Genomic DNA, 23,418 nt, shown 5'->3' with positions numbered 1-23,418 from the left:
AACGGTCGGCGGGGCGGCGCCCGCTGTACCCTGCTCCGATGAGTCTGCCCCTGCCACCCGGCGAGTTCGCGGCGTACCTGTTCGACTGCGACGGCACCATCGTCGACTCGATGCCGCTGCACTACGTGGCCTGGCAGCGGGCCCTGGACGAGTGGGGCTGCGAGTTCCCCGAGGACCTCTTCTACGCGTGGGGCGGCCGGCCGTCCGCCGACATCATCGTCGACCTGAACGAGCAGCACGGCCTGACCATGCCGGTGGCGACCGTCGACGAACGCCGGGAGAGCTACTTCCAGGAGCTGCTGCCGCAGCTCGCCGCCGTACCCGACGTGTTGGCGCACATCCACGACGCGCACCGGCGGGTTCCGTTCGCCGTCGTCTCCGGCGGCACCCGCGCCGCGGTCACCGCCTCCCTGGACGCGCTCGGCCTGCTGGACCGGTTCGACGTGCTGGTCTGCGCCGATGACTACACGCGAGCCAAGCCCGACCCGGAGGCCTACCTGCTCGCCGCGGAGCACCTCGGCGTACCTTCGGGCGCCTGCCTGGTCTTCGAGGACACCGACCTGGGCATCCAGGCCGCCACCGCGGCCGGCATGGCATCGGTACGCGTTCCGCGACCCCGCGACCGATCCGGCCGCTGACGCAGCCGGCCGGCGGCGGGCTCAGTCCGTCGGGCGGTGCTGGCGGTCGAGCGCGCGTCGGTGCCGCCGCAGCGCGCGGTGATGGGCATGCGCGAGCAACCGGTCGACCTCGGCCAGGCTGCGCGGGCCCGGGTTGAGCACGCACGCCCACCCGTGGGTGCCGTACGCGGGATGGGGAACGACCTGGTCGAGGGCGGTGAAGTCGACCGCGGAACGATGCTCGGCGAACTGCGCCGGCGGGTAGCCGAACCGGCGTTCGAACCCCTCGCGGCCGAGGTCCAGGCTGAGCCGGAAGACGCCGGGCCGGTCGAGGTCCGAGTCCTCGTCGAAGCCGGCGGTGTCCTGCCCGACGAGAGTGGCGAACGGCCGGCGGCGGTCCGGCCCGACGAAGAAGAACCGGTCGCCCCAGCTGGACCGTGGGGCGCCGGACGCTTCGTCGGCCAGGACGACGGCCACCTCGGGCAGGGCGAGGATGAGTTCGGCGATGTCGTCGGCGCCGAGGTCGAACGACCAGGAGGCGGGCATGGGTGAAGAAGCCATGACCTTCACCGTATCGTTGAACCACCCGTTGAGACTTTCGTCGTCACCGACACCGGAGTCCGAGCTGAACTCTCAAACAGCAGAACGCGCCTACCGGCCGGTGGACCTGGCCCGCCAGCACGGCATCTCCAGCCAGGCCGTCCGCAACTACGAGAACGACGGCGTCATGCCCGCCGCCCGGCGCACATCGAGCGGCTACCGCGCGTACACCGAGGTGCACGCCGCGGCGCTGCGCGCGTACCTGGCGCTCGTCGCGGCGCACGGGTACGCGACGGGCGGGGAGATCATGCGGGCCGCCGTTCGCGGTGACCTGGACACCGCCCTGCGCGCCGTCGACACCAGCCACGCGCAACTGCTGCGCGACCGCGAGACGCTCGACGCCGTCGAGACGACCATCGGGGTGCTCACCGCCGCACCGGCACCGACCCCGCCCGGCCGGCCGCTGGCCGTCGGCGACCTCGCCCACCGGCTCGGCGTGACACCGGCGACGCTACGGAAGTGGGAACGGGCCGGCGTCCTGTCCCCGGCGCGCGACCACCCCTCCGGGCAGCGGCAGTACGGCCCCGAGGACGTCCGCGACGCCGAGCTGGCCCATCTCCTGCGCCGGGGCGGTTACCGGTTGGACCACATCGCGACCGTGATGCGGCAGGTACGCGCGGCCGACGGTCCGGGTCCGCTGGCGGCGTCCCTGCACGACTGGCGGCAGCGCCTGGCCACCCGCGGACGCGCGATGCTGGTGGCTGCCGGTCACCTCGCCGGCTACCTGGCGACGGCCGGGCCGTGATCACCTCTAGCGGATCGTCAACAGCAACTTGCCCGGAAAGGACGTCGTCAGCCGTCGGTGGGCCTCCACCACCTTGCCGAGCGGAAACGTCTCGGCGACGTGCACCTGGAACGGGGCGGTCTCGATCAGCTCGTTGAGGCGCCGCATCTGCTCCTGGTCGGCCACACCGTCGTACGCCCGGACCTGCGCGCCCGGCCGCTCGCGCGGCTCCGGCTGCACACCGTGTGGGTACGCGACCACTCCGCCGTCGGCAAGCGCCTCGGTGAGCCGGTCCAGCGTCTTGCCGCCGGCCATGGCCAGGATGCCGTTCACCCCTTCCGGGGCGGCGTCCCGGATCCGCGCGAGCACCTCGGTGAGGTCGCCGCGGCCGTCGAGGGACACGTCGGCGCCGAGCCGGGTCACCAGCGTCACCCCATCCCGCCCGGAGGCCACCGCGATCACGTTGAGCCCCAGCCGCTTGGCCAACTGGACGGCGAGGTGGCCCTGCCCGCCGCTCGCGCCGAAGATCAGCAGCCAGGCGCCGGCCGGCAGGCTCAGGGTGTCCAGCCCCGCGAGGGCGGTCAACGCGTCGGTGGGCATGGCGCCGGCGTGCTCTGCCGGCACACCCTCGGGCAGCTTCGCGGCGTACTGCGCCTTCGTCACCGCGTACTCGGCGTAGAAGCCGCCCTTCGGCCTGGTGGTGGCGGACACGTAGACCAGGTCACCCACCGCGACGTTGTTCACCTGGCTGCCGGCGGCGACCACGGTCCCGGCACCGTCGGAGCCGGGCACGATCGGGAACTCGGAGCCTTCGGGCACCAGCACGCCCTGGCGCTCGTACGCGTCCCACACCCCGACGCCGGCGCTCCACACCTTGATGAGCACCTCGTCGTCGGCGACCTCCGGAACCGGCAGCATCCGCAGGCTGATCACCTCCGGCCCGCCGAACTCGTCGAAGGCCGCAACCTGCATCCGCTCGGGCACATCCCCGTCAGCCATGTGGATTCCCTCTCCGCGCCGGCATCACCGTCGCAGCATGCCGGCTGCGGGAGGGGCCCGGTCCGGGGCTGAGCAGCGTTCACCCACAAGGGCGACCGACGACGCTCGGCCGCCGCCCGTCACCGAGGGACGGCCGGTGGCGCGCTCAGGACGTCCGAGGCTCCTGGCCGCGCAGCGCCTGCTCGACGGCGTCGCGCACCCGGGCCTCCTCACGCGTCCGGTGCCGGACCCGGTTGCGGCGTCGGTACTGAATCGCCCCGACGAGTGCGGCGACCAGGACGACGAGCACCAGTGTCAGCATCCACGGCAGGGCCCAGCCGTGCGTCGTGGCCTGGACCGGCTTGAGCGAGGTGGTGGAGCCCGATGCGTCGGTGAGCCGGGGCGTGAGAGTTGCGGTCGCCGCCAACCACACGGCCGGCGCCACGCCGCGTACGGGCACCTTCACGGTCCAGCTCTCACCCGGAAGCAGCTCCGGTGGTGCCGTGATGTCGCCCGCTCCGACCCGCAGTGAACCGAACGGGCCCGAGACCGACACCGCCTGCTGGCCGGAGAGGGCGGCGTTACCGGAGTTGTGGATTTTGTAGGTGACCGCGGCGTCGCCCCGGCTGAACGGGTTGAGCGTTCCGCCGTACGTGACGTGCAGATCCTCGATCGCGAGGTTCGGCTTCAGTTCGCCGCCGACCCGCAACTTGATCCGGATGCCGAGGCGCCGATCCACGTTGATGCCCTCGGCCTGGTCCGCCTGGGTCAGCGAGGTGAGGATGCCACCGACGTAGTCGCCGGGCGTGGCGTTGTCCGGAACATTGATCTTGAACGGGACCTGGGCGGTCTTGCCCGGCTGGATCGTGACGCTGCCGGAGTCGGCGTGGACCCAGGCGCCGACCGCCACGGACTTCCCGTCCTTGGCGAGCAGGTCGAGCTGGCCCGCGCCGGTGGTGAAGCCGTCGGCGGTGTAGACGGCCAGACTGAGCGGGACCGGTCCGCGGTTGGCGACGACCATCGCGTCCTCGACCCGTCCACCGGGGTTCACGGCGTAGCTGAAGCTGGACCGGGCGGCGCCGTAGCTGTTGGAGGCCGTTCGGACCGTCCAGGCGACGTCGCCTTTGGCCGCCAGCGCGGGACCTGAAGCCAGGCCGGCAACGGCGGAGGTGGCGAGCAGGGCGGCGGCGGTACGGAGCAGGGCGGCGACGGTCGTTTTCCGGCGCGTTGGGGTCGTCGACATCTCGGGGTCCTCAGGCGGTCTGGTTTCGTTCCGGAACGAGCGGCGGGGTAAACACCCGAAGATGCCTACCCCGCCAGCTCAGGGGGCGTCCGATCAGCTGCTCAGCGCAGTGATCGTCAGGGTGGTGCGGTAGCTGCCCTTCGCGATGCTGTCCGGGATCTTCAGATCCAGGTCAGCGCCGAGCTTGGCGCCACCTCGCGGGTGACCCTGCGCGGCCGCACCGAGGCCGCTGGAGACCGAGAGGCCCTTGCCCTGGTCGTCGAAGGACGACAGGACCGGGGCACCGGCCTCGGCACCCGCGCCGCCGTCGAGCACGTACGGGGTCCAGCCGAGGTAGGAGCCGGCGAACGTCTTGTCGCCGTCCTGGAAGTCACCCACGTTGGCCGAGATCGACCACGGAGCGAGCGAACGACGGCTGTCCGACACGAGGATCGGGTTGATCTTGCCGTTCGCCTCGAAGTAGGTGCCGTCGCGCTCCTGCGCGGTGCCCAGGTCGACCAGGCCGTTGTAGCCGTCGATCGTCCAGCCGAACTCACCCGGAGCGGGGTTCGGCACGTTGACCTGGATGGCCTGGCCGTCACCCTGGTACGGGTGCACGGTCACCTTGTCGACGATCGAGCCGACCGGCTGACCCTCGGCGGTGTTGGTGCAGGTGAGGCCCTTCTCGACGGCCGCGTTCGGCGCCGCGCAGGTGCCGCTGCGGACGTTCGCCAGAACCAGCTTGTCGCCGCGCACCTGCACCTTGACGTAGCTGCGGACGTGCTCCTGGTTCTGCACGGAGTTGTACCAGTACTTGCCCGGGTCCAGCGGGTCCGGGCCGTTGCCACGGATGCCGGTGCCGGTGCTGTCCGGCTTCTTGATGTCGTAGTACTTCGAGCCGGAGGCCGAGTTCGCCGTCACGTAGATGACGCCACCCGGGCCGGGAAACACGTCGGCAGCACCGGGCTGCTCGGCGGGGTTCTCCTTCTGGCCGTTCTTGATGGAGTAGCTGCGGGTGTAGCTGTGGTCGTGGCCCTGCAGCACCATGTCGATGCCGAGGTTGGAGAAGGCCGTGGTGAAGTCTTCCCGCCGCTGCTTGTTGTCGCTGTCGGTCGCGTGGCTGGCCGGCGAGTAGATGGAGTGGTGGTAGACCAGCACCTTCCACTTGGCCTCGGAGCCGTGCTTGTTGATGACGTCGGTGATGTACGCGACGTGCGCCGCGTCGCCACCGGCGGAGCCGTCCGCGGGGTTGGCGTAGCTGTTGCTGTTGAGGTCGATGAACAGCACGTCCTTGTGGATGAACCAGTAGTCACCGCCGGACCGGGTCGACGGGTCCCCGCTGTAGTACTGGGACGAGCGATCGGTGTTCGGGGTGAAGTGGTGCTGCTCGTAGGACTTGCCGCCGACGTCGTGGTTGCCGATGGTGGCGACGAGGGGGTACTGGCGCAGCTGGTCGGGGGCCAGGAACGAGGTCCACTGGCCCTCGTCGTTGGCGCTCTCGACGTGGTCGCCGGCGGACACCAGCAGCTCGGTGTTCGGGTTGGCCGCGGTGGCGACCTTCAGGGTCTCCTCCCAGCCGGCCTGGTCCTTCAGCCGGTCACCCGAGGAACCGATCTGGGGGTCACCGAAGAACAGGAAGTCGTAGTCGCCCTCGAAGTCCTGCGTCTTGAAGGCGTACGCCGGGGACCAGCTGCCCTCGGCACCGACCCGGTACGAGTACGCCGTGTTCTCGCGCAGGTTGGTGATGGTGGCGTGGCGGTTGAAGCCGGTGGTGGAGGTGTTCGCAGCGCCGACGGCGTCGAAGCTGAGGGCGCTGGCCGGGAACTCGCCATTGACGATCTCGGCGGTCGGGGCGAGCTGGATCTTCTGCGCGGTGTCGGCGGAGGAGTACCAGGTCACCACGCGCTGGGTCTCGTTGGCGCCGACGCCGAGGACGACGCCCGTGATCGTGGTGGCCTCGGCCGCGCTGGCGGTGGCCGTCAGGCCGCTACCGATGGCTACGGAGATCCCGAGGAATCCCGCTGCGACCCCGGCGACCACACGCCGCCGCACGAGCCCGGAGGCCCGGGTCGAGGTGCTCAATGTCATCGACATTGTTCCCTTTTCAAATAGAGAAATGGATGATCCGCTCCCGACGATGGGGAAGCGTATTCACGGTTTCGCCGCAGGGTGAACCAGCCATGAACGTGATCTTGCGGATGGCTGCACGTCGCGCATTACTTAGCCCTGCTCACGACCCCGACACGCGTTGCGCGAACCAGACCAACCCCATAATGGACACGCCGGCGGAAATGGCCCCGGTCGCCCAGAGGCCGGCTTTCGGCGCTCGACGGCGCAACGCGATCAGCAATGGAAAGACGGCCGCGATAATCGTCAGCTGGACGACCTCGATGCCGACGTTGAACACCAGCAGGGACCACAACAGGGTCCACGACCAGGCCTCGTCGATGCCGAGCGCGCCCGCGAATCCCAGGCCGTGCACAAGGCCGAAGCAGAACACGACGCCGAGGCGGATCCACCCGGCGCGGTCCAGGCTGAAGTGGCCGCGGCCCGCCGGATCGAGGTCGGTGGCGTGGTCGCCGCGCCGCCAGATCCCCCACAGGTGCCAGCCGGCGACCACGGCGATCGACAGCGCGATGATCGGCTCCACGACCCTGGCCGGCACCTCGACCAGGCCGAGGGCGGCGAGCATGAACGTCACCGAGTGCGCCAGGGTGAAGCTCGTGGCCGCGAGCACGATCTCGCGCAGGCGCCGCGACCCGGCGATGAGCGCCAGCAGGAACAGGAGGTGGTCGATCCCGGAGAGCAGGTGCTCGGCGCCCAGCAGGAAGAACTCGCCGAACCGCTCCTGCCAGGACTGGGCGGTCGAGAAGGATGGGTTGCCGGCGTCGAGAGCCGCGCTGCCCGAACGGCCGTCGATCTCGTACGTGACGATCGTCTTGGTGCCCTTGACGTAGCCCTCGTCGTCCGGGAACAGCGCGCTGCGCACCTCGTGCTCGTCGGTCCGCTGGGGACAGGCCCAGTCGAGCAGCAGGTTCGCGTACGGCACGCCTTCGCGCTCGCCGATCGTCGCGTCGCCCACCTGCGCGGGCTGGCACGCCGCATCCCGTGCGGTGACCGTGAAGCGGTCGGCGACGTATCTGAGGGTCGTCTCGGCGTGCTTGCGCAACGCCGCGGCCTGCGCGTCGGAGTCACCCGCCTCGAACGCGGCCGTTCCCTCCTGAAAGAGCGGATCATCGGCACCGGAATCGGCGACGGACACGACGAGAAGGTCGTATTCGAGCTCCACTGCCGTGCGAATGTGACCCTCGTCTCCCGGTGTGATTTTTGTGTACACGGTCGACGAGAAGCCGTGGGCGGAGGCCGGACCGGCGCCCAGGAAAGGGATAACCGCCGCAGCGATCCCGACAAGAATGACGATAACGGTATGGCGGACGCGCCTGAACATGCGACTCCCTCGGTTGGCCAGTGCACGCTGCACGCCGTTGGTGAACACGAGCCCGCCCGCCGACGAACCGATGGAAAACAAAATCCCGCAGCGGCGACCCGTGCATCGGAAGTGGCCGGAACTGGGATAGGAATACGAAGAAGTACGCACACTTTTCCGCCACCTTCCGGAGGACGATCGCCTTGCGCCCCCCGCTTCGGGCTGTTGCCGTGCTGGCCGCCGCCGCGCTGGTCACCGGATGCAGCTCCGGCGACGACTGGTCAGAGCCGCGCCCCAGACCCACCGCCATCGGCTCCCTCGGCCCGGGGTTCGTCGACCCTTCCACGACGCCCGCTCCGGAGGGGACGATCCGGCCGCGGCCCGACTCGTGGACCGGTGTCCACCCGGCCCGGGACTACCGGGTGGTGCTGCTCACCGCCGGCGACGACCAGCCGACCAAGGCTCTCGTGACGGCCGTCGAGGGCTGGGCGGACGACGAACACCTCGATCTCAGGAAGATCGTCGCGGGGAACGCCCACGACGCCGTTCCCAGCATCACCAAGGCCATGGGGATGCGTCCCGACCTCATCGTCAGCGCGGGCAACGACCTCATCGACGCCCTTGCGCTGGTCACCCCGAGCCACCTGGAACAGCAGTTCCTCGTGGTGGGAGCGGAGCTGGCCGAGCCCACCCACAACGTGACGTCGGTCGACTGGTCCGGTGCGTCGTTCCGTGGTGAGGGGCTCGGCGCGTCCTCGACGTACGACCCCGGCTCGTTCACCGCCGAGCGCTGCGCGGCCGCCATCCGGGCGGGCGTGGCGGCCGTGCTCAGCGACCTGACCGGGATCGTGATCTGGCTCGACCAGACCGAGTGACCCGGGGTGGTCCGCCGCCTCCCGGGCCCGGTGTGGCGGCGCACGGCCTGCACACCGGGCCCTGAAGCTCTAGGGCGTGGAGCAGGTGGGGGTCATCCCCCCGCCGGTTCCGGCGCCCTGGTAGCCGAACTCGGCGGACTGGCCGGGTGCGATGGAGCCGTTGTGACCGACGTTGGTGAACCGGACCGTTCCGGTGTCCCCGCTGCGGTTGGCGTTCCAGGCGTTGGTGACGTTGGCGCCCGGCGGCAGGGTCATGGTGACTGTCCAGCCGTTGACCGGCGTTGAGCCCGCGGTCACCCGAACCGTGGCGACGAAACCGCCCGTCCACTGGTTGACCGACACCGTCGCCGCGCAGCCGCCACCGGTCGGAGGCGGCGTGGTCGGAGGCGGCGTGGTCGGAGGCGGCGTGGTCGGCGGCGGCGTGGTCGGCGGCGGCGTGGTCGGGCCGTCGGTGAGGGTCGGCGTCTGCCAGTCCCGCCAGTCGGCCAGCCGGCCGAGCGCCCTGCTCGAAATCCTGATCACCCCGGGGTCGTTCCCGGCCTTCAGCAGGAACTTCCTGATGTTCTTCTGCAGCGGATCGCGCCACTCGGGCCGGTTGGCGCAGTGGCTACCGTCCTGGACATCGGACCAGTAGGAGATGTTGTCGCCCGCGCCGAGCGCCCGGTAGACCTCCGCACCGCCCAGGGCCGCCACACTCGCGGACCGGGGACCCAGGTTGGCGATGTGCGGGTTGTCCATGATGAAGAGCCCGCGCGGCGCCACCATGGCCACCATCTCGTGCGTGTCCACCGGGAGCCTGTTCGGGCTGCCGGTGAACGAGCCGAACGCGTCCCCCAGCCACGGCTGCTCGCCGTACGCGCTGCTCAGACTCTGGGCGCCCTCCCCGGGGATGCCCCGGAAGATGGGAACGCCGGCGCTACCCGACTCGATCGGCATGGTCAGGGCGATGCGCTGATCGAACACACCGATCGCGAAGGCGCCCTTGCCGTACCGGGAGCAACCCGTCACGCCCATCGCGTCGGCCTTGAGGATCCGGCCGTCCGACTGCTCGATGACGTCGATGATCCGGCTCACGCCCCAGCCCCAGGCGGCGAGCAACCCCGTGCTGCTCGACGAGCCGTAGATGCTGTAGAACGCGCCCTGCTTGTTGTTCCGGGGTGTGCCCTCGCGCCCGACCGCGAGGGGGTCGTAGCTAATGACGGCGGCCCCAGCGGCCTTGATGGTGGCCGTGTCCGCGCCGAACCCGCCCACGACCACGACGGCCGGGAAGGGCCCGGAACCACTCGGCAGCTCCACCCTCGCCGAGAAGCTGGCGCTCCTGCCGTTGTGGTTCACGTTCACCGTGAGGGTGGTGTTCGAGACCGTCCCCGTGACGGTCGCCGGCTTCGCGGGCTTCTCGCCGTAGACGAACTTCTCCGCCAGTTCCCTGATCTCCGCCCGGCGGCACCGCCAGTCGGCCTTCGTGGAGATGGTCGTGCCGTTCAGCTTCCTGAAGGGGTCGGGAAGCTTGGCGTTGGTGGGCAGGGAGCCCAGGTCGGGCAGGCCCGACACGGCGCAGTCGGCACCCTCGTCCTCGACCGCAGCCGCAGCCGCAGCCGCGGTGCCGCCGCCGGCGGCGGCCTCTGCGGTGGTCGTTCTCGCGATTACCGTTGCCGATCCAGCGACCGTGAGCGCTGTTATTGCCAGCGCGACGACCACCGATCGGGGCCTGGAACGGCCCGAGCTGATGATCACCGAGGCTCTCCCTTCCGAGGTGTGGTGGTGGTGGGTGATGACATCCGTGATCGATGATCACGAATGTCGGACCTCGTCAAGTGTTGGCCGAGCTATCGGAAGGTGTCAATGTTCTTGCCGAAACTTTCGGCGGCCGTTGGGCCATCAACCAGCACCTCTCCGGAACCGAGGCGCCACCGAACACCGCAGATAGGTCCGGCCGGGCGTTGCGGGATATCGAAAACTTTCCGACACGTACGCCTGCCAGCCCTCGACACCACCGCCGAAAGCGGCGCCCGAGCAGCGTCTCCGCTGTTCGGGCGCATCCGTGCCGTCCGGTCGTACGCACCGGACCGGCCCGGTGATCGACACTCGCGTCCGGGCGGGCCGTTCCGCCCGACCGTCAGTTGACCTGCCGGCCGATGGGGAGAAGTCCGGAGAGGATCAGCGCGCCGCCGACCGGCAGCAGGTCCAGGTTGACGGCGATCGACACGAACCCGAGCAGCACGAGCGGCGGACCCCAGACTGGAAGAAGCCGTGGCCGGACGACCGCGGCCCGTACCAGCAGGGTGAGCAGACCGAACTGGAACAGCAGCGGCCCCGCCGCCATCGCCGGATCCGGCAGTGCCGCGGCATCGCCCAACCGGGGAAAGAGGTCACCGAGGATCACCCAGAGGAACGCGCCGGCGCCGACCAGACCGGCGGCCGTCGCCGCGTCCAGAAGCACCCGGAGCCCGGTGCTGCGGGAACCAGCGACACCGGCGGACGCGAGCAGCCGCCGCATCCCGACGATCAAGCTCGCGAACAGCACGAACGCCACCAGGAACAGGGCATGGCCGAGGTCCCACGCCCAACCCGGGCCGTGGTCGCCGTCGAGGCCGTCGATGATCCGCAGGATGCCGTAGAGCATCAGGAGTACGGGGGCGCCGACGGCCGCCGCCCGTACCAGACGGAGCGGCTGGCGGGAGACCCGTAGCTCGGTGTCGGTCATCGCCCCAGCCTGGCAGGACGGCGGGTGGCGCTCCATCAGGAAATCCCCGTACCGGCCCCGGAGAAGCCCACCCTGAGGTCCCCTCACAAGAAGGAGATACGACTGCGGCCGTCCCGCCCGGATCGGCGATCCACCGGACGACGCTGCTGCGGCAACCGTGTCATCCTGCTCGCATGTCGATCAAAGACGAAGACGTGGCGATCACGGCAGCACAGGCGGGAGCCGCTGTCGTGCGGACCATGTACGGGGCCTCGCTGACGCGCTTCGACAAATCCGGGGGAGACTTCGCCACTGCCGCGGACATCGAAGCGGAAAAGGTCATCCTCGACGTTCTCAGTTCCACCCGCCCGCAGGACGCCGTCACCGGTGAGGAGAGCGGACGCACCGGCACCGACGCCGCCGAGCGGAGGTGGCTGGTCGACCCCCTGTGCGGCACGCTGAACTACGCCGCACGCACCATGCTGGTCGGAGTGAACGTCGCGCTGCGGACGGGCTCGACCATCACCGCGGCGGCCACCGCCGATCCGTTCGCCGACGAGACGTTCTGGACTGACGGCACTCGGGCGTACGTGCGCCGCGACGGCGTGGACGAGCAGCTCAAACCGTCGGCCGAGTCGGCCTTGGTGGACATCAACCTCGATCCACCGTTCCTGAACGCTCCAGAGTTCCGGGCTGCGCGGCTGCTCGCCGACCCGGGGTTCGTCGAGCGGTTCCGCCCGCGCGTCGTGTCCACCAGCCTGGCGGCGACCTGGGTGGCGGCCGGCCGCCGAGCCGCGTACGTGACCGACAGCGACATGCGGGACAGCGTGCACTTCGCCGCTGCAATCGCCCTGTGCCAGGCAGCGGGATGCGTGGTGACCGGTATTCAGGGACAACCGCTGTACACCGGCGTGGGCGGGCTCATCGCGGCGGCAGACCAGCAGACGCACGCCGCCCTGCTGACGCTCGTCGAGCAGCAGTGGAAGGAGTCGCGCGGTGACCAGCCGGGCCGGTGAGGCGTACGCGACCGACCGAGCCGTGTCGGACATCGAGGCGCTGCTCGCCGGGGACCTGCCCACAGCCGGCGCGACGGTCAGCGAGGGAGACCCGGCCACCGGGGAGTGGACGGCCACCGTGGGCGAGGGCTTCCGAATCCGGCCACTCTGGGAGAGCGACGCGCTGACCGGGGTGTACGGACCGGAGTGGAACGAGGCGGAGGAGGCCGCGGCGGAAAACCTCGCCCTCGTCGTACGCGAACTCGACAGCCGGTGGGGACCACACCGGCGGGTTTCCATGCGGGTGCCGCTCTTTCGCAATCAGGCGGGTGAACCCATGCCGACGGTGTTCCAGGCGTTGTGCAGTGTGGACTGTTACGGCGACCTGGCGGTGTGGGGGCCACTCGCGGTCAGCGGCCGATGGGTCGGGGTCTCCGTCAACCAGTGCGACGGAGACGCCCCGATGATCCTGACGGCGGTGGTCAGCGACCGACCCATCATCGAACTGGAGGACTGAAAGCTCGCCGGATGTGCCAGGCCCGCGGAGGAGGGCAGAGATATCTGAGGCCATCAGCTAGGGTGCGGGCCCACCATCCCTCACCGGAGAGCACATGAATCGCAAGAAGGCCACCTGGCCTCGGGTCGCGACAGTGGCAGCAGTGCTGGCGACAGCCACCCTGTTCAGCACCCCGCCGGCAGCTTCCGCCGCCGAGGCACTGCCCGACCTGTTCGTCTCCTTCGACAGCGAGCCCGTTGCTGAGGTCGACAACAACGGAGCCACCGTCGGCATGACCGTCTACAACTACGGTGAAGCCACCGCCACCGGGGTGACCGTCACCCTCGACCTGAGCAAGGTCTCCGACCGGGTCACCGCCACCGTCCCCGACTGGACCGACGTCTGCACGCTGGCCGGCACCAAGGTCACCTGCACGGTCGGAGTGCTGGAGGCCGGTCAGACCACCGCCCTGCATCCCCTCTCGCTGGCGAGCAAGACAGGTGCCACTCCCGGCGACGCGGGGTCGGTGACCGTGACCATCGACGGCGTCGAAGACGACATGTCCCCGGGCAACGACACCGGGTCGTTCCCCGTCACGGTGGTCGCGTCCGGCCCGGATCTGGTCGCCGCCGCGCAGGATCTGAACGCCAAGGGCAACCCGGTCGGCTCCGGCGACACCGTTCCGCTGTACGCGGGCGTCGGGAACGAGGGCGACACCGCCGCGACGGACTTCACCGTGCGGATCAGTCTTCCCACCGGTGCCACGTTCGTCGAGCGGTACAGCGACTGCACCTACACCAACTACTACCCGAAGAACACCGGCCTGCCGTACGTGTACGGCCCGAGCAAGGTCAGCTGCGTCGTCCCGCTGGCCCTCGAACCCGGCGAAGGCCTGCTGCTCTTCGACGACGAGACCGGCTCGTCGCTGTTCAACCTCACGTTCGGCCGCAACCTGAGCGGTCCGGACAGTATCTACGGCTCGGTCAACGTCGCACTGGCCGGCGCGGAACGCGCGGCGAAGAACAGCACCCGCGCCAAGGGCACGGGACCATCGTTCGCCAATGCCGTTCGTAAGCTGGAGGCGAAGGGCGACCTCGCCAAGCAGCGCTCCGCGCAACGCGAACTCGACGAATCCGACAACTACGCCGGCTTCGCGATCTGGACCAAGAAGAACACCCTCGACGTCGCTGTGACGGCGCCGGCTGTCAAGGGCGCCGTCGGGCAGACCGTCAACCTCCCCTACGAGGTCGTCAACAACGGTCCCTCCGACGGTGGCGGCCCGTCAGTGCTCATCACCGCGCCGACCGGCACGGTGCTGCTGCCCGCCAAGTGGTGCTACACCGATGGCACCGAGCACCAGACGCTGCCGGAGTCGGCGAAGCTCCGCTGCAACTTCGAGAGCCAGTTCCCGACCACGGCGTCCGGCTACGGCCGGATCAAGGCGACGGTGCAGCTGAAGATCAAGTCTGCTCCGGGCACCGACGGCACGATCGTCGCCCGCAGCGTCACCTCGGCGGCCGAGTCGAAGCCGGAGAACAACACCGCCCGGATCGTCATCACCAACGGCGCCAACGGTGGCGGGGCTGACAACGGTGACGACGGTGGCTCCGGCGGCGGCCTGCCCGTCACCGGCGCTCCGGCCGCGGCCCTCGCCGGCACCGGTGCGGCGGTGCTCGCGCTCGGTGCCGTGCTGCTCGTGCTGTTCCGCCGTCGCCGGGTCGTGCTTCAGACTCCGCGCGACTGACCAGCACCACTCACGCGACAGGGGCGGGCCGAACCGGGCCCGCCCCTGTCGCGTTCGCCGGTACGGAGCGGCTCGGTGACTGAACGACCTCGTGGTTTCGGACCGGCCGCCTCAGCCGGCGCTGATGGCGTTCAGCTCGGCCAGCGCGTCCTCGGGAAGGGTCAGCGCGGTGGCGGAGACGTTCTGGCGCAGGTGCGCGACGGATGAGGTGCCGGGGATGAGCAGGATGTTCGGGGAGCGCTGGAGCAGCCACGCCAGCGCGACGGCCATCGGCGTGTTGCCGAGACGCTTGGCGACACCGTTCAGCACGTCGGACTGGAGCGGGGAGAAGCCGCCGAGCGGGAAGTAGGGCACGTAGGCGATGCCCTGCGCCGCGAGGGCGTCGATCAGGTCATCGTCCTCCCGGTTCGCGATGTTGTAGCAGTTCTGCACACACACGATCGGGGCGATGGACTGCGCCTCGGCGATCTGCTCGGCGTTCACCGTGCTGAGTCCCAGATGCTTGATCAACCCCTCCTGCTGGAGCTGCGCGAGCGCGGCGAACGGCTCGGAGATCGAGCCGGGGGTGGGCCGGTCGAAGCCGCCGACGCGCAGGTTGACCACATCGAGTACGTCGAGCCCGAGGTGATCCAGGTTGTCGCGCACCGCCTGGCGTAGCTGCTCGGGAGCCAACGCCTTCAGCCAGTTCCCCTCGGCGTCCCGCACCGATCCGACCTTCGTCACGACGTGCAGGTCGCTCCGGTACGGGTGCAGGGCCTCCTTGATGATCTCGTTGGTGACGTACGGGCCGTAGAAGTCGGCCGTGTCGATGTGGTTGATCCCCAGGTCGACGGCCTCGCGCAGCACGGCCACCGCGCCGTCGCGGTCGGCCGGCGGACCGAAGGCGTGCGGGCCGGCCAACTGCATCGCGCCGTACCCCATCCGGCCGACCACCAAATCCCCCATCGGGAACGTTTCGCCGTGAACTGTGCCTGACGTCATGACAGCTTCCTCTCACTGTTTCCGCGGGCTGGCTCCGGCTTGCTGACGTGGAGCCGATCCCGGTGGAGGGCTTCTCGCTGCCGCCGGAAGGCGGCCAACGGGTGTCTGCTCCACCCTGCGCCCAGCGGAGTGAAAGAGGATGAGCCCCGCCGTTCCTGGGAGTGGCAGGGACAGGCAGTCCGCCTCCCACGCGGTTAACCTGGGGACGGTGCGCGACAACAATCTGCTCGGCGGCTACCTGCGGGCCCGCCGCGAGCTCGTCCAGCCCGACAGCGTCGGCCTGCCGGCCGACGGGTTGCGACGTGTCGCTGGGCTCCGGCGTGAAGAGGTCGCCATGCTCGCCGGTATCAGCGCCGACTACTACCTGCGACTCGAGCAGGGCCGCGACCGCAACCCCTCGATCCAGGTCCTCGAGGCGCTCGCCCGCGTCCTGCGCCTCGACGACGCCGCGACCGACTACCTGCTGAGCCTGGCCACGCCACGGCCCCGGCACCGGCGACGCCGTCCCCGGCGCGAGACCGTACCGGCCAGCATCCGTCAGCTGCTCGACGTCGTGGGCATACCTGCGTTCGTCGAGGACCGCTACTTCGACGTGCTCGCCGCCAACAACCTCGCCCGCGCGCTGTCGCCCAACCTGGAGCCCGGCCAGAACCGGCTCACGGCCGTGTTCCTCGACCCAGCCGAGCGCGCGATGTTCCCCGACTGGGACCAGGCCACCGCCAACCTGGTCGGCAGCTTCCGCAGAGCCGTGGGCACCGATACCGACGACCCACGATTCATCCAGCTCGTCGGCGAACTGTCCCTGTCCAGCCCACGGTTCCGGCAACTCTGGGCCCGGCACGACGTCCGCACCTGCGAAGGCATGCCCACCCGCCTTCAGCACCCCCAGGTCGGCGAGCTCATCCTCAATCGCGAGAAGCTCAGCATCGACGGCGCCAAGGGCCAACTGCTGGTCCTCTACCACGCTCAACCGGGCACGAGCAGCGCGGAGAAGATGGCTCTCCTCGCCTCCCTGAGCATCCCCACCACTGCGGTCACGCACGCCTCGGCACCCGACGTCGCCGCAGCCTGAGAGCCCCAAGCGCGCCGAGAACCGTGACGCCGGCCGCCTGACCGCCCGCACCGGCATCTTGTGGCGTGACGCGCCGACCAATATCGTCTCGATGTATCGGGGCGATACATCGAGACGGCATCTGCGGTCGCTCCGGCCAACGCGGGAGGTGCGATGAGGTCGATCGACTACGACACGGAGCAGCACCAGGACTACGCGCGCGGCCGCGCGCTCACCCGGCAGCAGCTGAAGGTGTGGATCGACGCCTTCGCGGCGGTGCTGCCCGAGCGGCGCCCGCTGGTGGGGCTGGACGTCGGCTCAGGAACTGGCAGGTACACGCCCGCGCTGGCAGAAGCGTTCGGGCCCGTCACCGGCGTCGAGCCGTCGGTCCGCATGCGCGAGGTTGCGCAGACGCAGTCCCAGCATCCCGATGTGCGCTATCTGGCCGGCACCGCCGAGGACTTGCCCGTGCCGTCCGACAGCGCCGACTACGCGCTCATGTTCCTGTCCTGGCACCACGTCCAGGACAAGCCCCGGGCCGCCCGGGAGTTGGCCAGGGTGCTCAGGCCCGGCGGTCGGCTGCTCCTGCGCGCGAACTTCAGCGACCACCACCCGCGGCCGTGGTGGCTGGAGCACTTCCCCAACGGCTACGAGGCGGACGCCGCACTGTTCCAGCCGCTGCACGAGGCCATCGAGACGTTCACGTCGGTCGGCTGGCGCGTCGCCAGCTTCGGCACGGTCACCGAGCCGTCCTCGGGCACCTACGCGGACATGCTCGAACGGCTGCGCCTGCGTACCCTCTCGTTCTTCGCGCAGCTCGGCCCCGACGAACTGGAGGTCGGATTCCGCCGCCTGGAGAAGGTTGTTGCCGCACACCCCGACGCGCCGCCGCCCGTGTTCGCCGAGCCGCTGCTCACGCTCGAACTGCCCTGATGCGTGAAGGCCGAGCGGCAGGGCCTCAACGGCCACGAGGCGCGGCCGGTGAGAGCCTCCGGAGGCCGGCCGGCTGAACGAGGAGTTCCCGCCGAGCTACCGCCTCGCCCCGGGCGTCCAGCTGGTAGCCCTCGATCCAGGCCCACCCGTCGTACGTGATCCGGTCGGTCATGACGCGGATGAGCCGGAACAAGATCGGGGTGGCGAACTGGACGCTGGCCGCTCTCGTGATGTGGAGAAGGTCCCCGGCCTGGAGGTTCACCGGTTCTTCACCGCCCGCCAGGCGATGATCCGGGCTCGGGCGAGGACCACGTTCGGGCACCACCCATCCGCAGCACAGTCCGAGCACTGCCGCCGACGGTGGGCGTCGAGCGTGCCCCAGGCCAGTTCAATCAAGAAGGGAAGTTCGCGGCGCACCATACTCCCACTTTACAAGCATTGCTTGTAAAGTAGCGCCCTCTCGTATGGCCTGAGTTCGAGGGTGGTCAACTTGGCCCATGCCTCGCGCTGAGCCGATGTGGAGGGTCGTCCGCGACGACCTCCGTGCCCGGATCAGCGCTGGCCTCCTCAAGCCCGGCGACAAGATCCCCAGCACCCGAGAGCTGGCCGAGCAGTACGACACCAGCCCCGTCACCGTCCGCAAGGCTGTGGACATGCTGATCGAGGGCGGGGAGCTTCTGGGTCGGCAGGGCCTCGGCGTCTTCGTCGCGGAGAAGCCCTAGCCGCCTACGCACTCCCGGACTCCGGCGAGCGAATGAACGGCACAGAGTCCGCGTGACCGTTGCTCTACCGCACGGAAAAGGGCCGTCTCGGTCTCCCGAAACGGCCCTTCATCTGCTGTGCGCCCGAAGGGACTCGAACCCCTAACCTTCTGATCCTCAGACAGGCAGTCGTCGATCCGTAGTGAGGTCGGCCTGACGAGCTCCATGCCGGGCGGCGCGGAGAAGTAGAGCAGGAACTCCGGCTGGTGCGTGAACCGGATGCGCCCTGTCGTCCTCGGATCGCGCACGTCCCGGCAGATAGCAGCAGGTCCAGGCAGTGCGCCCATCGGAAACGATGGTCCGAGCTGCCGTGGAGGGGACGGATTTCAGCCAGGTACCGGCACGTCCACGCCAGTTCTCGGACGTCCGCTCACAACACGAGCACCGAACGACCGCCGGCCCCGCGTACGTCGGCCGGGGTCACGCCGTTGGGTCCCGCGGCGTCCAGAGCACTCTGCGGGATCCGCCTCGTAGGCAGCTCAGGCGCCGACGTTCCCGAGCCGGATACGAAATCCCGCAGACACGACGGCGACAGCATCCCACGGTCGCGCCCATTCCAGCGATCAACCCGCGTTGGCGGTGGACTCCAGACTGGGTGGTCGAACTCGCATCGGCGGGGTGCGCCACCTTGGTTGGCCGTCTACCTAGCACGATCGGACGGGCACATCAGGCTCCGCCAACCTGGACGTATCGACCTAGGCATTGCATCCAAGCGTAGCGTCGGGTTCAGCGTGAGCGGGTGCGTCGGCCGGACGCCGCCCGCGGGTAGTCGGCTGGCCGCCGCTGACCAAATGGCCTGCTGAGCCGCGTTTTGCTGGATATTGTCCGTAGTCAACTAGACCCGAGTCCTGCGTTCGACCGAGCAGTGACGGACCCATCAGACCTATTCTTCCATCTTCGTCACGTGTGATAATCGGTATCTTTGATACCGGCAATGTAGGCACAGCAGCTTGTTCGTCTGCGAGGCCCCGCGGGACCAGTCTGGGGAGGCCATGAACCAACCCGTCGTTCCAGCCATAATTCCAGCAGTCATGGCTTTAGTAGGGCTAATCGCGGGTCTCCTTGCGCCGATGATTGCGGGATCAGGGGAGTCTCGAAGGCGGCGAAGGGAAGATCAACGCGCCAGATGCGACGAGATACTAGCGTTGTTCGTGGATATCAACGTGCATCGCGCCTTAACCGAGTCCGATTCGGCGGTGCGCCGTCGACTGGTGCTTACAGCAGCAAGGCTGAGGGACAGAACGGCACGTGAGGCGTGTCTCAGTTTAGCCAACGCGGTCGCACGTTCAGACGTTGACGAGGACGAAGTTCTTCGCCAATGGACCTTTATGATCCAAGAGGTATCCCGCGTGTATCGGTCTCACCTTTGAGGAAGTGACATGGCCGAAAATGGCGGCAGAGGCAATGAAGATCTCCGGCTCACTGAGCAGTTGCTGGGTAAACCCGCCACATCAAAGTCGAGCGTCCCGCGGCGCAGTCAATACTTAGTGGGACCGCCAGAGGCGAATCGGCGGTCGGAGCTAGAGCGGATGCTGCGTGAAGCCCAAGATATCTCAATTTGCGGAATCGCAAGTCGCAGCGTAGTTCTTGCGATGTCAACAGTCGCCGCCGAGGTGCGGAAGAGCGAAAAAGACTTCCCGTGGGACACCCTAAACTACGTTACCCCCATGCCATCCATGGTCCTAGCAGGACGAAGTGGGACAGGGCTCGGGCCAATCGTTCGGGATTGGCAGTCAGCCGTCGATGCAATTCGGAATTGCGCTCGCCAGCACGCGCGGGCGCTGCCCAGTTCGTCCTCGGCAGTTGGCCGGGCCTTACAACTTTCGGGCATGCACCACTATTTCCTCGAAATGCTGATGCATGTTACGGTCCGCAGCACAGGCCGTAGAGAGTTTTGGATGACAGTCGGCGCCAGTCATCAAAGCAATGAGCTGCCTCTTCTTGTAGTGGAAGAGACGGATGACAACTACGCCATTCTGAGCAGCATGCACCAGCGTTTGATCGAGGGTTGCAAAGAGCTTGCGATTCGCCAGGTACGTTGCGACGTGGTTGAACCAGGTGCTGTCGACGATACGCCAGTACCCTGGACACGGGATGTCGAGAAAGCACCTTACCTGGTAGTAAATGGGCTCGAACCGTACGGCACGGCATCTCAATACCGACCTGCTTGCATGCCCGTGGCCGCCGTTGTAATCCGCGCGAATACTAATCGCGGTCCTGTCATTATGCTCCGGCAGCGGAATGAATTTTCGGACACCGACTCCTTCGGAAAGTACTCGCTAATTACTAGCCGGCTCCTCGAGGAAGACCTAGCGACAGGGCTAGGCGTTCCTGTTTTTGCTGACCGGCATGTGGATGCCGCCACTGATGCAATGTGGCAGGCCACGAGAACCAACGGCCCGCTTGGGGTTCCGATAAAGGCATTTGTGCGAGCGGCCCAAAGAGAAATATTCATCTGCTGTGGCCTCGATGTCTCAGAGGATCGGTTCCACTTCCGCGGATACCAAACTATTTCTACGAGGCCTGACGGTTCCCAGCTAGGTTTTGCCGTGTTCGAGTTGATACTTAACCGTCATGATCCTTTCGATGAACTAGTCGCGGCGGAGGACTGGGACCGGGATAATCTACTGGTAGTTAGCCAGTCCGACCTATACACAGAGGCGTACCATGACCGACTAAACCGTCTGTTGACGCAGCGCGAGGAGTGGCTTCGTACTACTGTGTTAGTGCGGCCTTTGTCTAGTGGAGATTGAACGCGCGGACGATAGCCGCACGGCTGACCCCCTAGAGTTAACTGCAATACGTGGATTGAACAGCCATCAAATGAGGGACCTATGAGGATTCGAGAAGACGTTTCCGCGGTTCGGCGTCGAACGCGCGATAAGAGACTCCATGCAGTAGTTGGTCTCGTAATGGTCCCCGCTACCGATCCAGAGATGGTCTTGGTCGGCGTCCGGAGCACTGAGGGCAACGCTCGCCATCCAGGAGTGGTTAGTGTGCCCACCATGCGCGTACCTCTCCGTTGGGCAACTCAACAATCGGGAGGCGTTGCAGATGGGGAGACGAGGCAATTGAAGGCGAGTAAGGGGACCTTCGGGAGGCCGGGCTCATCGTCCACGGAGGTCGGATACGCGCTCGAAGCTCTCCTTACAAAGAAGATTGTCGACGGCACGCTGCTCGACAAAGGCGACGTGCACGGGCGATGCGCTTTCCGGCTCGCCATGCGGGGCCAAGTCGATGATCCAACAGGGACAGAAGACGAGATCGAAGATACTCTCATGCTGACCATTCTCGCAATTTGCGACTCGGGTGTGGACGCGCTTCGAAGCCAGAGTCACAGTTATTCTCAGCTTGAATGGGTTAGATCCTCCGATCTACTGAAGGCTTGGCGACAGCGGGACGGGCAGCTCCTATTCCCCGAGTCCAACCCTTTGGAAGTATGTATCCGGGGGCTTTGCATCGAGTCAGCGGTGCGCCTACTCGGCGCGGCAGGGACTGTCAGCCTGTAGCACCCTCGTCATAAGTACCTGCTTGCCTACCACTGAATGTCGACGGCATAAGGGAGTGGTATAACGATCATGCTCTGCGTGTCATGCAATTGCACGGAATAGCAGCTCTCTTGGGAACGCGTAAAGGGAAGGGGGTGCCAAGGAGTTGGCCTAGTACTCCAGTCCGGGATTGTGATCATGGCTCGGTGAGGGCTTCTGCTAACGAGCTGATCACATAAGCCACCAGCAGCACAGCACCCCGGCCCGGGAGGCCCAGGGCCCACTGCCTCCGCCAGGCGCGGTATAGATCAATTTCCCTGCGTCAAATGCCTCAGCGCCGAACTTCCCCGTGAACGGCAGTGTCAGCGCTGCGGGCGGTCGTCGATCTCGGTGCCGGACTCGCCGGGCCGGGCCCCGATCGCCTCCTCGGGCCCGACCGCCAGTGCACTCGTCACCCAGGTCCAGACTGCTGGGGGGGCAGGCCCGACAGCCCGGCCGGGTCCTGGTTCTCACCCTGCACGCCCCACGCGTCCTGGGCGCGGTCGTCGACCACCGACTCGCCCCGCCGGGCACCGACCGTGAGGGCTCGACACCGAGTCGCCCCGCCCGCGCCGCCGACTCTGACTGGGCGGCTTTTGGGCACCCGGCCGGGAGTTCAGGCCGATAACAGGCGCCGTGGCGAGCCGACCAGGCGGAGAAGCTTCGTGCTGCTCGCAGAGATTCCAAGCAGTTTCGGCAACCGGTGCCAACGCGAGCCACTGCCGCGGGTCGCAAACCGGGATTCGTGTGCTCCGGGTGTGGTGCTGGGCTGGGAGAACGGCGGTCCGAGGAACGTGGGGGAACGCGCCCACTCCCTGCCACCCCCCGGGTGAACCCCCAGGTCGCTAGACGAGGCCCTCGCGCCCTTGTAGCTCAGGGGATAGAGCATTGGTTTCCTAAACCGTCTGTGGCAGGTGCGACTCGGAAGCGACGGACCCCTTGCGAACCGAGAGGACAGGCCAGGACGCAGGCCACGCTCGTCGTACGATCACCAATCGAGCAACATGCCACCCGTAGAAACGAACAACAAGAGGCGCCTGACCCCTATTGTTGCAGGTCAAACGCCTCTTGATCTTGTGCGCCCGAAGGGACTCGAACCCCTAACCTTCTGATCCGTAGTCAGATGCTCTATCCATTGAGCTACGGGCGCTGGTGCTCAGCCAGTGTACACACCCGGCTTTCGCGCGGAGACTCCGGGATTCGAACCCGGGAGGGGCTTTAAGACCCCAACCGCATTAGCAGTGCGGCGCCATAGACCAGACTAGGCGAAGTCTCCCTGGTGGCCCGTAGACCACCGCGCCCGAGGATACAGGTCGCCACCCACCGGGAGCAAAGCGACTTCCGAGGTACGCCCACCGGGACCGCCGGCCCCGTGTTTCCGCGCTGTGCGTCAGCGTGATCGGGACTACGCTCCATCGATATGCAGGAGCAGCCGCCCGCCGAGCCGACCCGCCGAGAGCCTGCTGACCGCGCGCGCCGGCGCCCTCCACGGCCAACCTTCACTCCGCCGACGGCGCCCGAGCAGTCCGTGGAGAAGGCGGCACCGGAGTCCGACCCGCCAGCGGCACCGGCCACCACCGGCACCCAGCGCCCCCGACGGGCCAAGCCTGCCCCCGCGGTCCTCTTCCAACCACCGGAGCCGGACCGCCCCCTACCCCACCAGGCCGTCCCCGTCACCGACAGGAATGCGACCGGCAGGAATGAGGAGGCAGCCGCGCCGGCCGACCCGGACATCGCGGCGGCTCCGGCAGCCGAGCGAGCACCCGAGGAAAGCCCACAGCAGCCGGGCGGTGCGCCGCCTGAC

General features: G+C 68.1%; 19 protein-coding genes and 2 tRNA genes. 10 read left to right on the top strand and 11 right to left on the bottom strand.

Annotated features, from left to right (window positions below; genetic code table 11):
• Positions 1 to 38 precede the first annotated feature (38 nt).
• The gene (locus tag EAD98_RS04840; RefSeq protein WP_121652866.1) at positions 39 to 638 is read left to right on the top strand and encodes an HAD family phosphatase; all 600 of its coding nucleotides are present in this window, start codon (positions 39 to 41) and stop codon (positions 636 to 638) included.
• 21 nt (positions 639 to 659) lie between these two features.
• On the opposite strand, the gene EAD98_RS04835 is transcribed toward EAD98_RS04840, so the two are convergent.
• Entirely contained in the window at positions 660 to 1,178 is a 519-nt protein-coding gene (locus EAD98_RS04835) for a DUF6194 family protein (RefSeq protein WP_233579173.1), read from the bottom strand.
• Here EAD98_RS04835 and EAD98_RS04830 point away from each other — a divergent pair.
• Positions 1,177 to 1,962, top strand: a complete 786-nt coding sequence (locus tag EAD98_RS04830) for a TioE family transcriptional regulator (RefSeq protein WP_121652864.1) — start codon at positions 1,177 to 1,179, stop codon at positions 1,960 to 1,962. The two genes, EAD98_RS04835 and EAD98_RS04830, sit on opposite strands and share 2 nt — an antisense overlap.
• Positions 1,963 to 1,968: 6 nt before the next feature.
• Here EAD98_RS04830 and EAD98_RS04825 read toward each other — a convergent pair whose 3' ends face one another.
• From EAD98_RS04825 to EAD98_RS04810, 4 genes are all read right to left on the bottom strand, one after another.
• Complete coding sequence (locus EAD98_RS04825; protein WP_199723288.1) at positions 1,969 to 2,940, bottom strand: NADP-dependent oxidoreductase; 972 nt, start codon at positions 2,938 to 2,940, stop codon at positions 1,969 to 1,971.
• Between the two features lie 145 nt (positions 2,941 to 3,085).
• A complete protein-coding gene (locus EAD98_RS04820) occupies positions 3,086 to 4,162 on the bottom strand; it encodes a DUF916 domain-containing protein (protein WP_121652863.1) in 1,077 nt (358 codons plus the stop codon).
• A gap of 93 nt (positions 4,163 to 4,255) precedes the next feature.
• Positions 4,256 to 6,229 carry an FN3 domain-containing metallophosphoesterase family protein gene (locus tag EAD98_RS04815; RefSeq protein WP_121652874.1) on the bottom strand — a complete coding sequence of 658 codons (1,974 nt, stop codon included), beginning with the start codon at positions 6,227 to 6,229 and terminating at the stop codon, positions 4,256 to 4,258.
• Between the two features lie 142 nt (positions 6,230 to 6,371).
• The gene (locus EAD98_RS04810; protein WP_233583719.1) at positions 6,372 to 7,739 is read right to left on the bottom strand and encodes a HupE/UreJ family protein; all 1,368 of its coding nucleotides are present in this window, start codon (positions 7,737 to 7,739) and stop codon (positions 6,372 to 6,374) included.
• 32 nt (positions 7,740 to 7,771) lie between these two features.
• Between EAD98_RS04810 and EAD98_RS04805 the strand changes: the two genes are divergently transcribed.
• Positions 7,772 to 8,443 carry a hypothetical protein gene (locus EAD98_RS04805; RefSeq protein ID WP_121652861.1) on the top strand — a complete coding sequence of 224 codons (672 nt, stop codon included), beginning with the start codon at positions 7,772 to 7,774 and terminating at the stop codon, positions 8,441 to 8,443.
• 69 nt (positions 8,444 to 8,512) lie between these two features.
• Here EAD98_RS04805 and EAD98_RS31465 read toward each other — a convergent pair whose 3' ends face one another.
• Together EAD98_RS31465 and EAD98_RS04795 are read right to left on the bottom strand one after the other, a co-directional pair.
• A complete protein-coding gene (locus tag EAD98_RS31465; RefSeq protein WP_368666148.1) occupies positions 8,513 to 9,994 on the bottom strand; it encodes a cellulose binding domain-containing protein in 1,482 nt (493 codons plus the stop codon).
• 565 nt (positions 9,995 to 10,559) lie between these two features.
• Complete coding sequence (locus EAD98_RS04795; protein ID WP_233583718.1) at positions 10,560 to 11,147, bottom strand: hypothetical protein; 588 nt, start codon at positions 11,145 to 11,147, stop codon at positions 10,560 to 10,562.
• 173 nt (positions 11,148 to 11,320) lie between these two features.
• Between EAD98_RS04795 and EAD98_RS04790 the strand changes: the two genes are divergently transcribed.
• From EAD98_RS04790 to EAD98_RS04780, 3 genes are all read left to right on the top strand, one after another.
• On the top strand, positions 11,321 to 12,142 hold the full coding sequence (locus EAD98_RS04790; protein ID WP_121652858.1) for an inositol monophosphatase family protein: 822 nt from the start codon (positions 11,321 to 11,323) through the stop codon (positions 12,140 to 12,142).
• The gene (locus tag EAD98_RS04785) at positions 12,123 to 12,638 is read left to right on the top strand and encodes a hypothetical protein (protein ID WP_121652857.1); all 516 of its coding nucleotides are present in this window, start codon (positions 12,123 to 12,125) and stop codon (positions 12,636 to 12,638) included. The genes EAD98_RS04790 and EAD98_RS04785 overlap by 20 nt, the downstream gene beginning before the upstream one ends.
• 94 nt (positions 12,639 to 12,732) lie before the next feature.
• The gene (locus EAD98_RS04780) at positions 12,733 to 14,361 is read left to right on the top strand and encodes a peptidase (RefSeq protein ID WP_121652856.1); all 1,629 of its coding nucleotides are present in this window, start codon (positions 12,733 to 12,735) and stop codon (positions 14,359 to 14,361) included.
• 111 nt (positions 14,362 to 14,472) lie between these two features.
• On the opposite strand, the gene EAD98_RS04775 is transcribed toward EAD98_RS04780, so the two are convergent.
• Positions 14,473 to 15,342: an aldo/keto reductase family oxidoreductase gene (locus EAD98_RS04775; protein ID WP_121652855.1), complete on the bottom strand. Its 870-nt coding sequence runs from the start codon at positions 15,340 to 15,342 to the stop codon at positions 14,473 to 14,475.
• A gap of 208 nt (positions 15,343 to 15,550) precedes the next feature.
• On the opposite strand from EAD98_RS04775, the gene EAD98_RS04770 reads away from it, so the two are divergent.
• Both EAD98_RS04770 and EAD98_RS04765 read left to right on the top strand, forming a co-directional pair.
• Positions 15,551 to 16,414, top strand: coding sequence for a helix-turn-helix domain-containing protein (locus EAD98_RS04770; protein ID WP_233583717.1), 864 nt, complete (start codon positions 15,551 to 15,553; stop codon positions 16,412 to 16,414).
• A 153-nt stretch (positions 16,415 to 16,567) separates the two neighbouring features.
• A complete protein-coding gene (locus EAD98_RS04765) occupies positions 16,568 to 17,326 on the top strand; it encodes a class I SAM-dependent methyltransferase (RefSeq protein WP_121652853.1) in 759 nt (252 codons plus the stop codon).
• 25 nt (positions 17,327 to 17,351) lie between these two features.
• Here EAD98_RS04765 and EAD98_RS04760 read toward each other — a convergent pair whose 3' ends face one another.
• Positions 17,352 to 17,588: a hypothetical protein gene (locus tag EAD98_RS04760; RefSeq protein ID WP_121652852.1), complete on the bottom strand. Its 237-nt coding sequence runs from the start codon at positions 17,586 to 17,588 to the stop codon at positions 17,352 to 17,354.
• A gap of 235 nt (positions 17,589 to 17,823) precedes the next feature.
• On the opposite strand from EAD98_RS04760, the gene EAD98_RS04755 reads away from it, so the two are divergent.
• Entirely contained in the window at positions 17,824 to 18,048 is a 225-nt protein-coding gene (locus EAD98_RS04755; RefSeq protein WP_121652851.1) for a GntR family transcriptional regulator, read from the top strand.
• A gap of 1,868 nt (positions 18,049 to 19,916) precedes the next feature.
• Positions 19,917 to 20,840: a hypothetical protein gene (locus EAD98_RS04750; RefSeq protein WP_233583716.1), complete on the top strand. Its 924-nt coding sequence runs from the start codon at positions 19,917 to 19,919 to the stop codon at positions 20,838 to 20,840.
• A gap of 1,851 nt (positions 20,841 to 22,691) precedes the next feature.
• Here the strand turns inward: EAD98_RS04750 and EAD98_RS04740 are convergent.
• Positions 22,692 to 22,764: transfer RNA gene (locus tag EAD98_RS04740), tRNA-Arg, on the bottom strand.
• A 35-nt stretch (positions 22,765 to 22,799) separates the two neighbouring features.
• Positions 22,800 to 22,890 (bottom strand) — tRNA-Ser (locus EAD98_RS04735).
• Positions 22,891 to 23,418: the final 528 nt, after the last annotated feature.

Origin of the sequence: Micromonospora sp. CV4 (genome assembly GCF_003667455.1) — a bacterium.
In the GTDB taxonomy this organism is placed as follows: Bacteria; Actinomycetota; Actinomycetes; order Mycobacteriales; family Micromonosporaceae; genus Micromonospora.
Note: the sequence above shows the minus strand (reverse complement) of the source record. Positions and strands in the feature narration are given on the sequence as shown.

Bases quoted from the DNA above. Each gene is read 5' to 3' on its own strand.
- EAD98_RS04815 (WP_121652874.1), bottom strand. From the start codon at position 6,229: ATGACATTGAGCACCTCGACCCGGGCCTCCGGGCTCGTGCGGCGGCGT.
- EAD98_RS04820 (WP_121652863.1), bottom strand. From the start codon at position 4,162: ATGTCGACGACCCCAACGCGCCGGAAAACGACCGTCGCCGCCCTGCTC.
- EAD98_RS04755 (WP_121652851.1), top strand. From the start codon at position 17,824: ATGCCTCGCGCTGAGCCGATGTGGAGGGTCGTCCGCGACGACCTCCGT.
- EAD98_RS04780 (WP_121652856.1), top strand. From the start codon at position 12,733: ATGAATCGCAAGAAGGCCACCTGGCCTCGGGTCGCGACAGTGGCAGCA.
- EAD98_RS04830 (WP_121652864.1), top strand. From the start codon at position 1,177: ATGACCTTCACCGTATCGTTGAACCACCCGTTGAGACTTTCGTCGTCA.
- EAD98_RS04775 (WP_121652855.1), bottom strand. From the start codon at position 15,342: ATGACGTCAGGCACAGTTCACGGCGAAACGTTCCCGATGGGGGATTTG.
- EAD98_RS04825 (WP_199723288.1), bottom strand. From the start codon at position 2,940: ATGGCTGACGGGGATGTGCCCGAGCGGATGCAGGTTGCGGCCTTCGAC.
- EAD98_RS04790 (WP_121652858.1), top strand. From the start codon at position 11,321: ATGTCGATCAAAGACGAAGACGTGGCGATCACGGCAGCACAGGCGGGA.
- EAD98_RS04795 (WP_233583718.1), bottom strand. From the start codon at position 11,147: ATGACCGACACCGAGCTACGGGTCTCCCGCCAGCCGCTCCGTCTGGTA.
- EAD98_RS04765 (WP_121652853.1), top strand. From the start codon at position 16,568: ATGAGGTCGATCGACTACGACACGGAGCAGCACCAGGACTACGCGCGC.
- EAD98_RS04835 (WP_233579173.1), bottom strand. From the start codon at position 1,178: ATGGCTTCTTCACCCATGCCCGCCTCCTGGTCGTTCGACCTCGGCGCC.
- EAD98_RS04840 (WP_121652866.1), top strand. From the start codon at position 39: ATGAGTCTGCCCCTGCCACCCGGCGAGTTCGCGGCGTACCTGTTCGAC.
- EAD98_RS04750 (WP_233583716.1), top strand. From the start codon at position 19,917: ATGCACCACTATTTCCTCGAAATGCTGATGCATGTTACGGTCCGCAGC.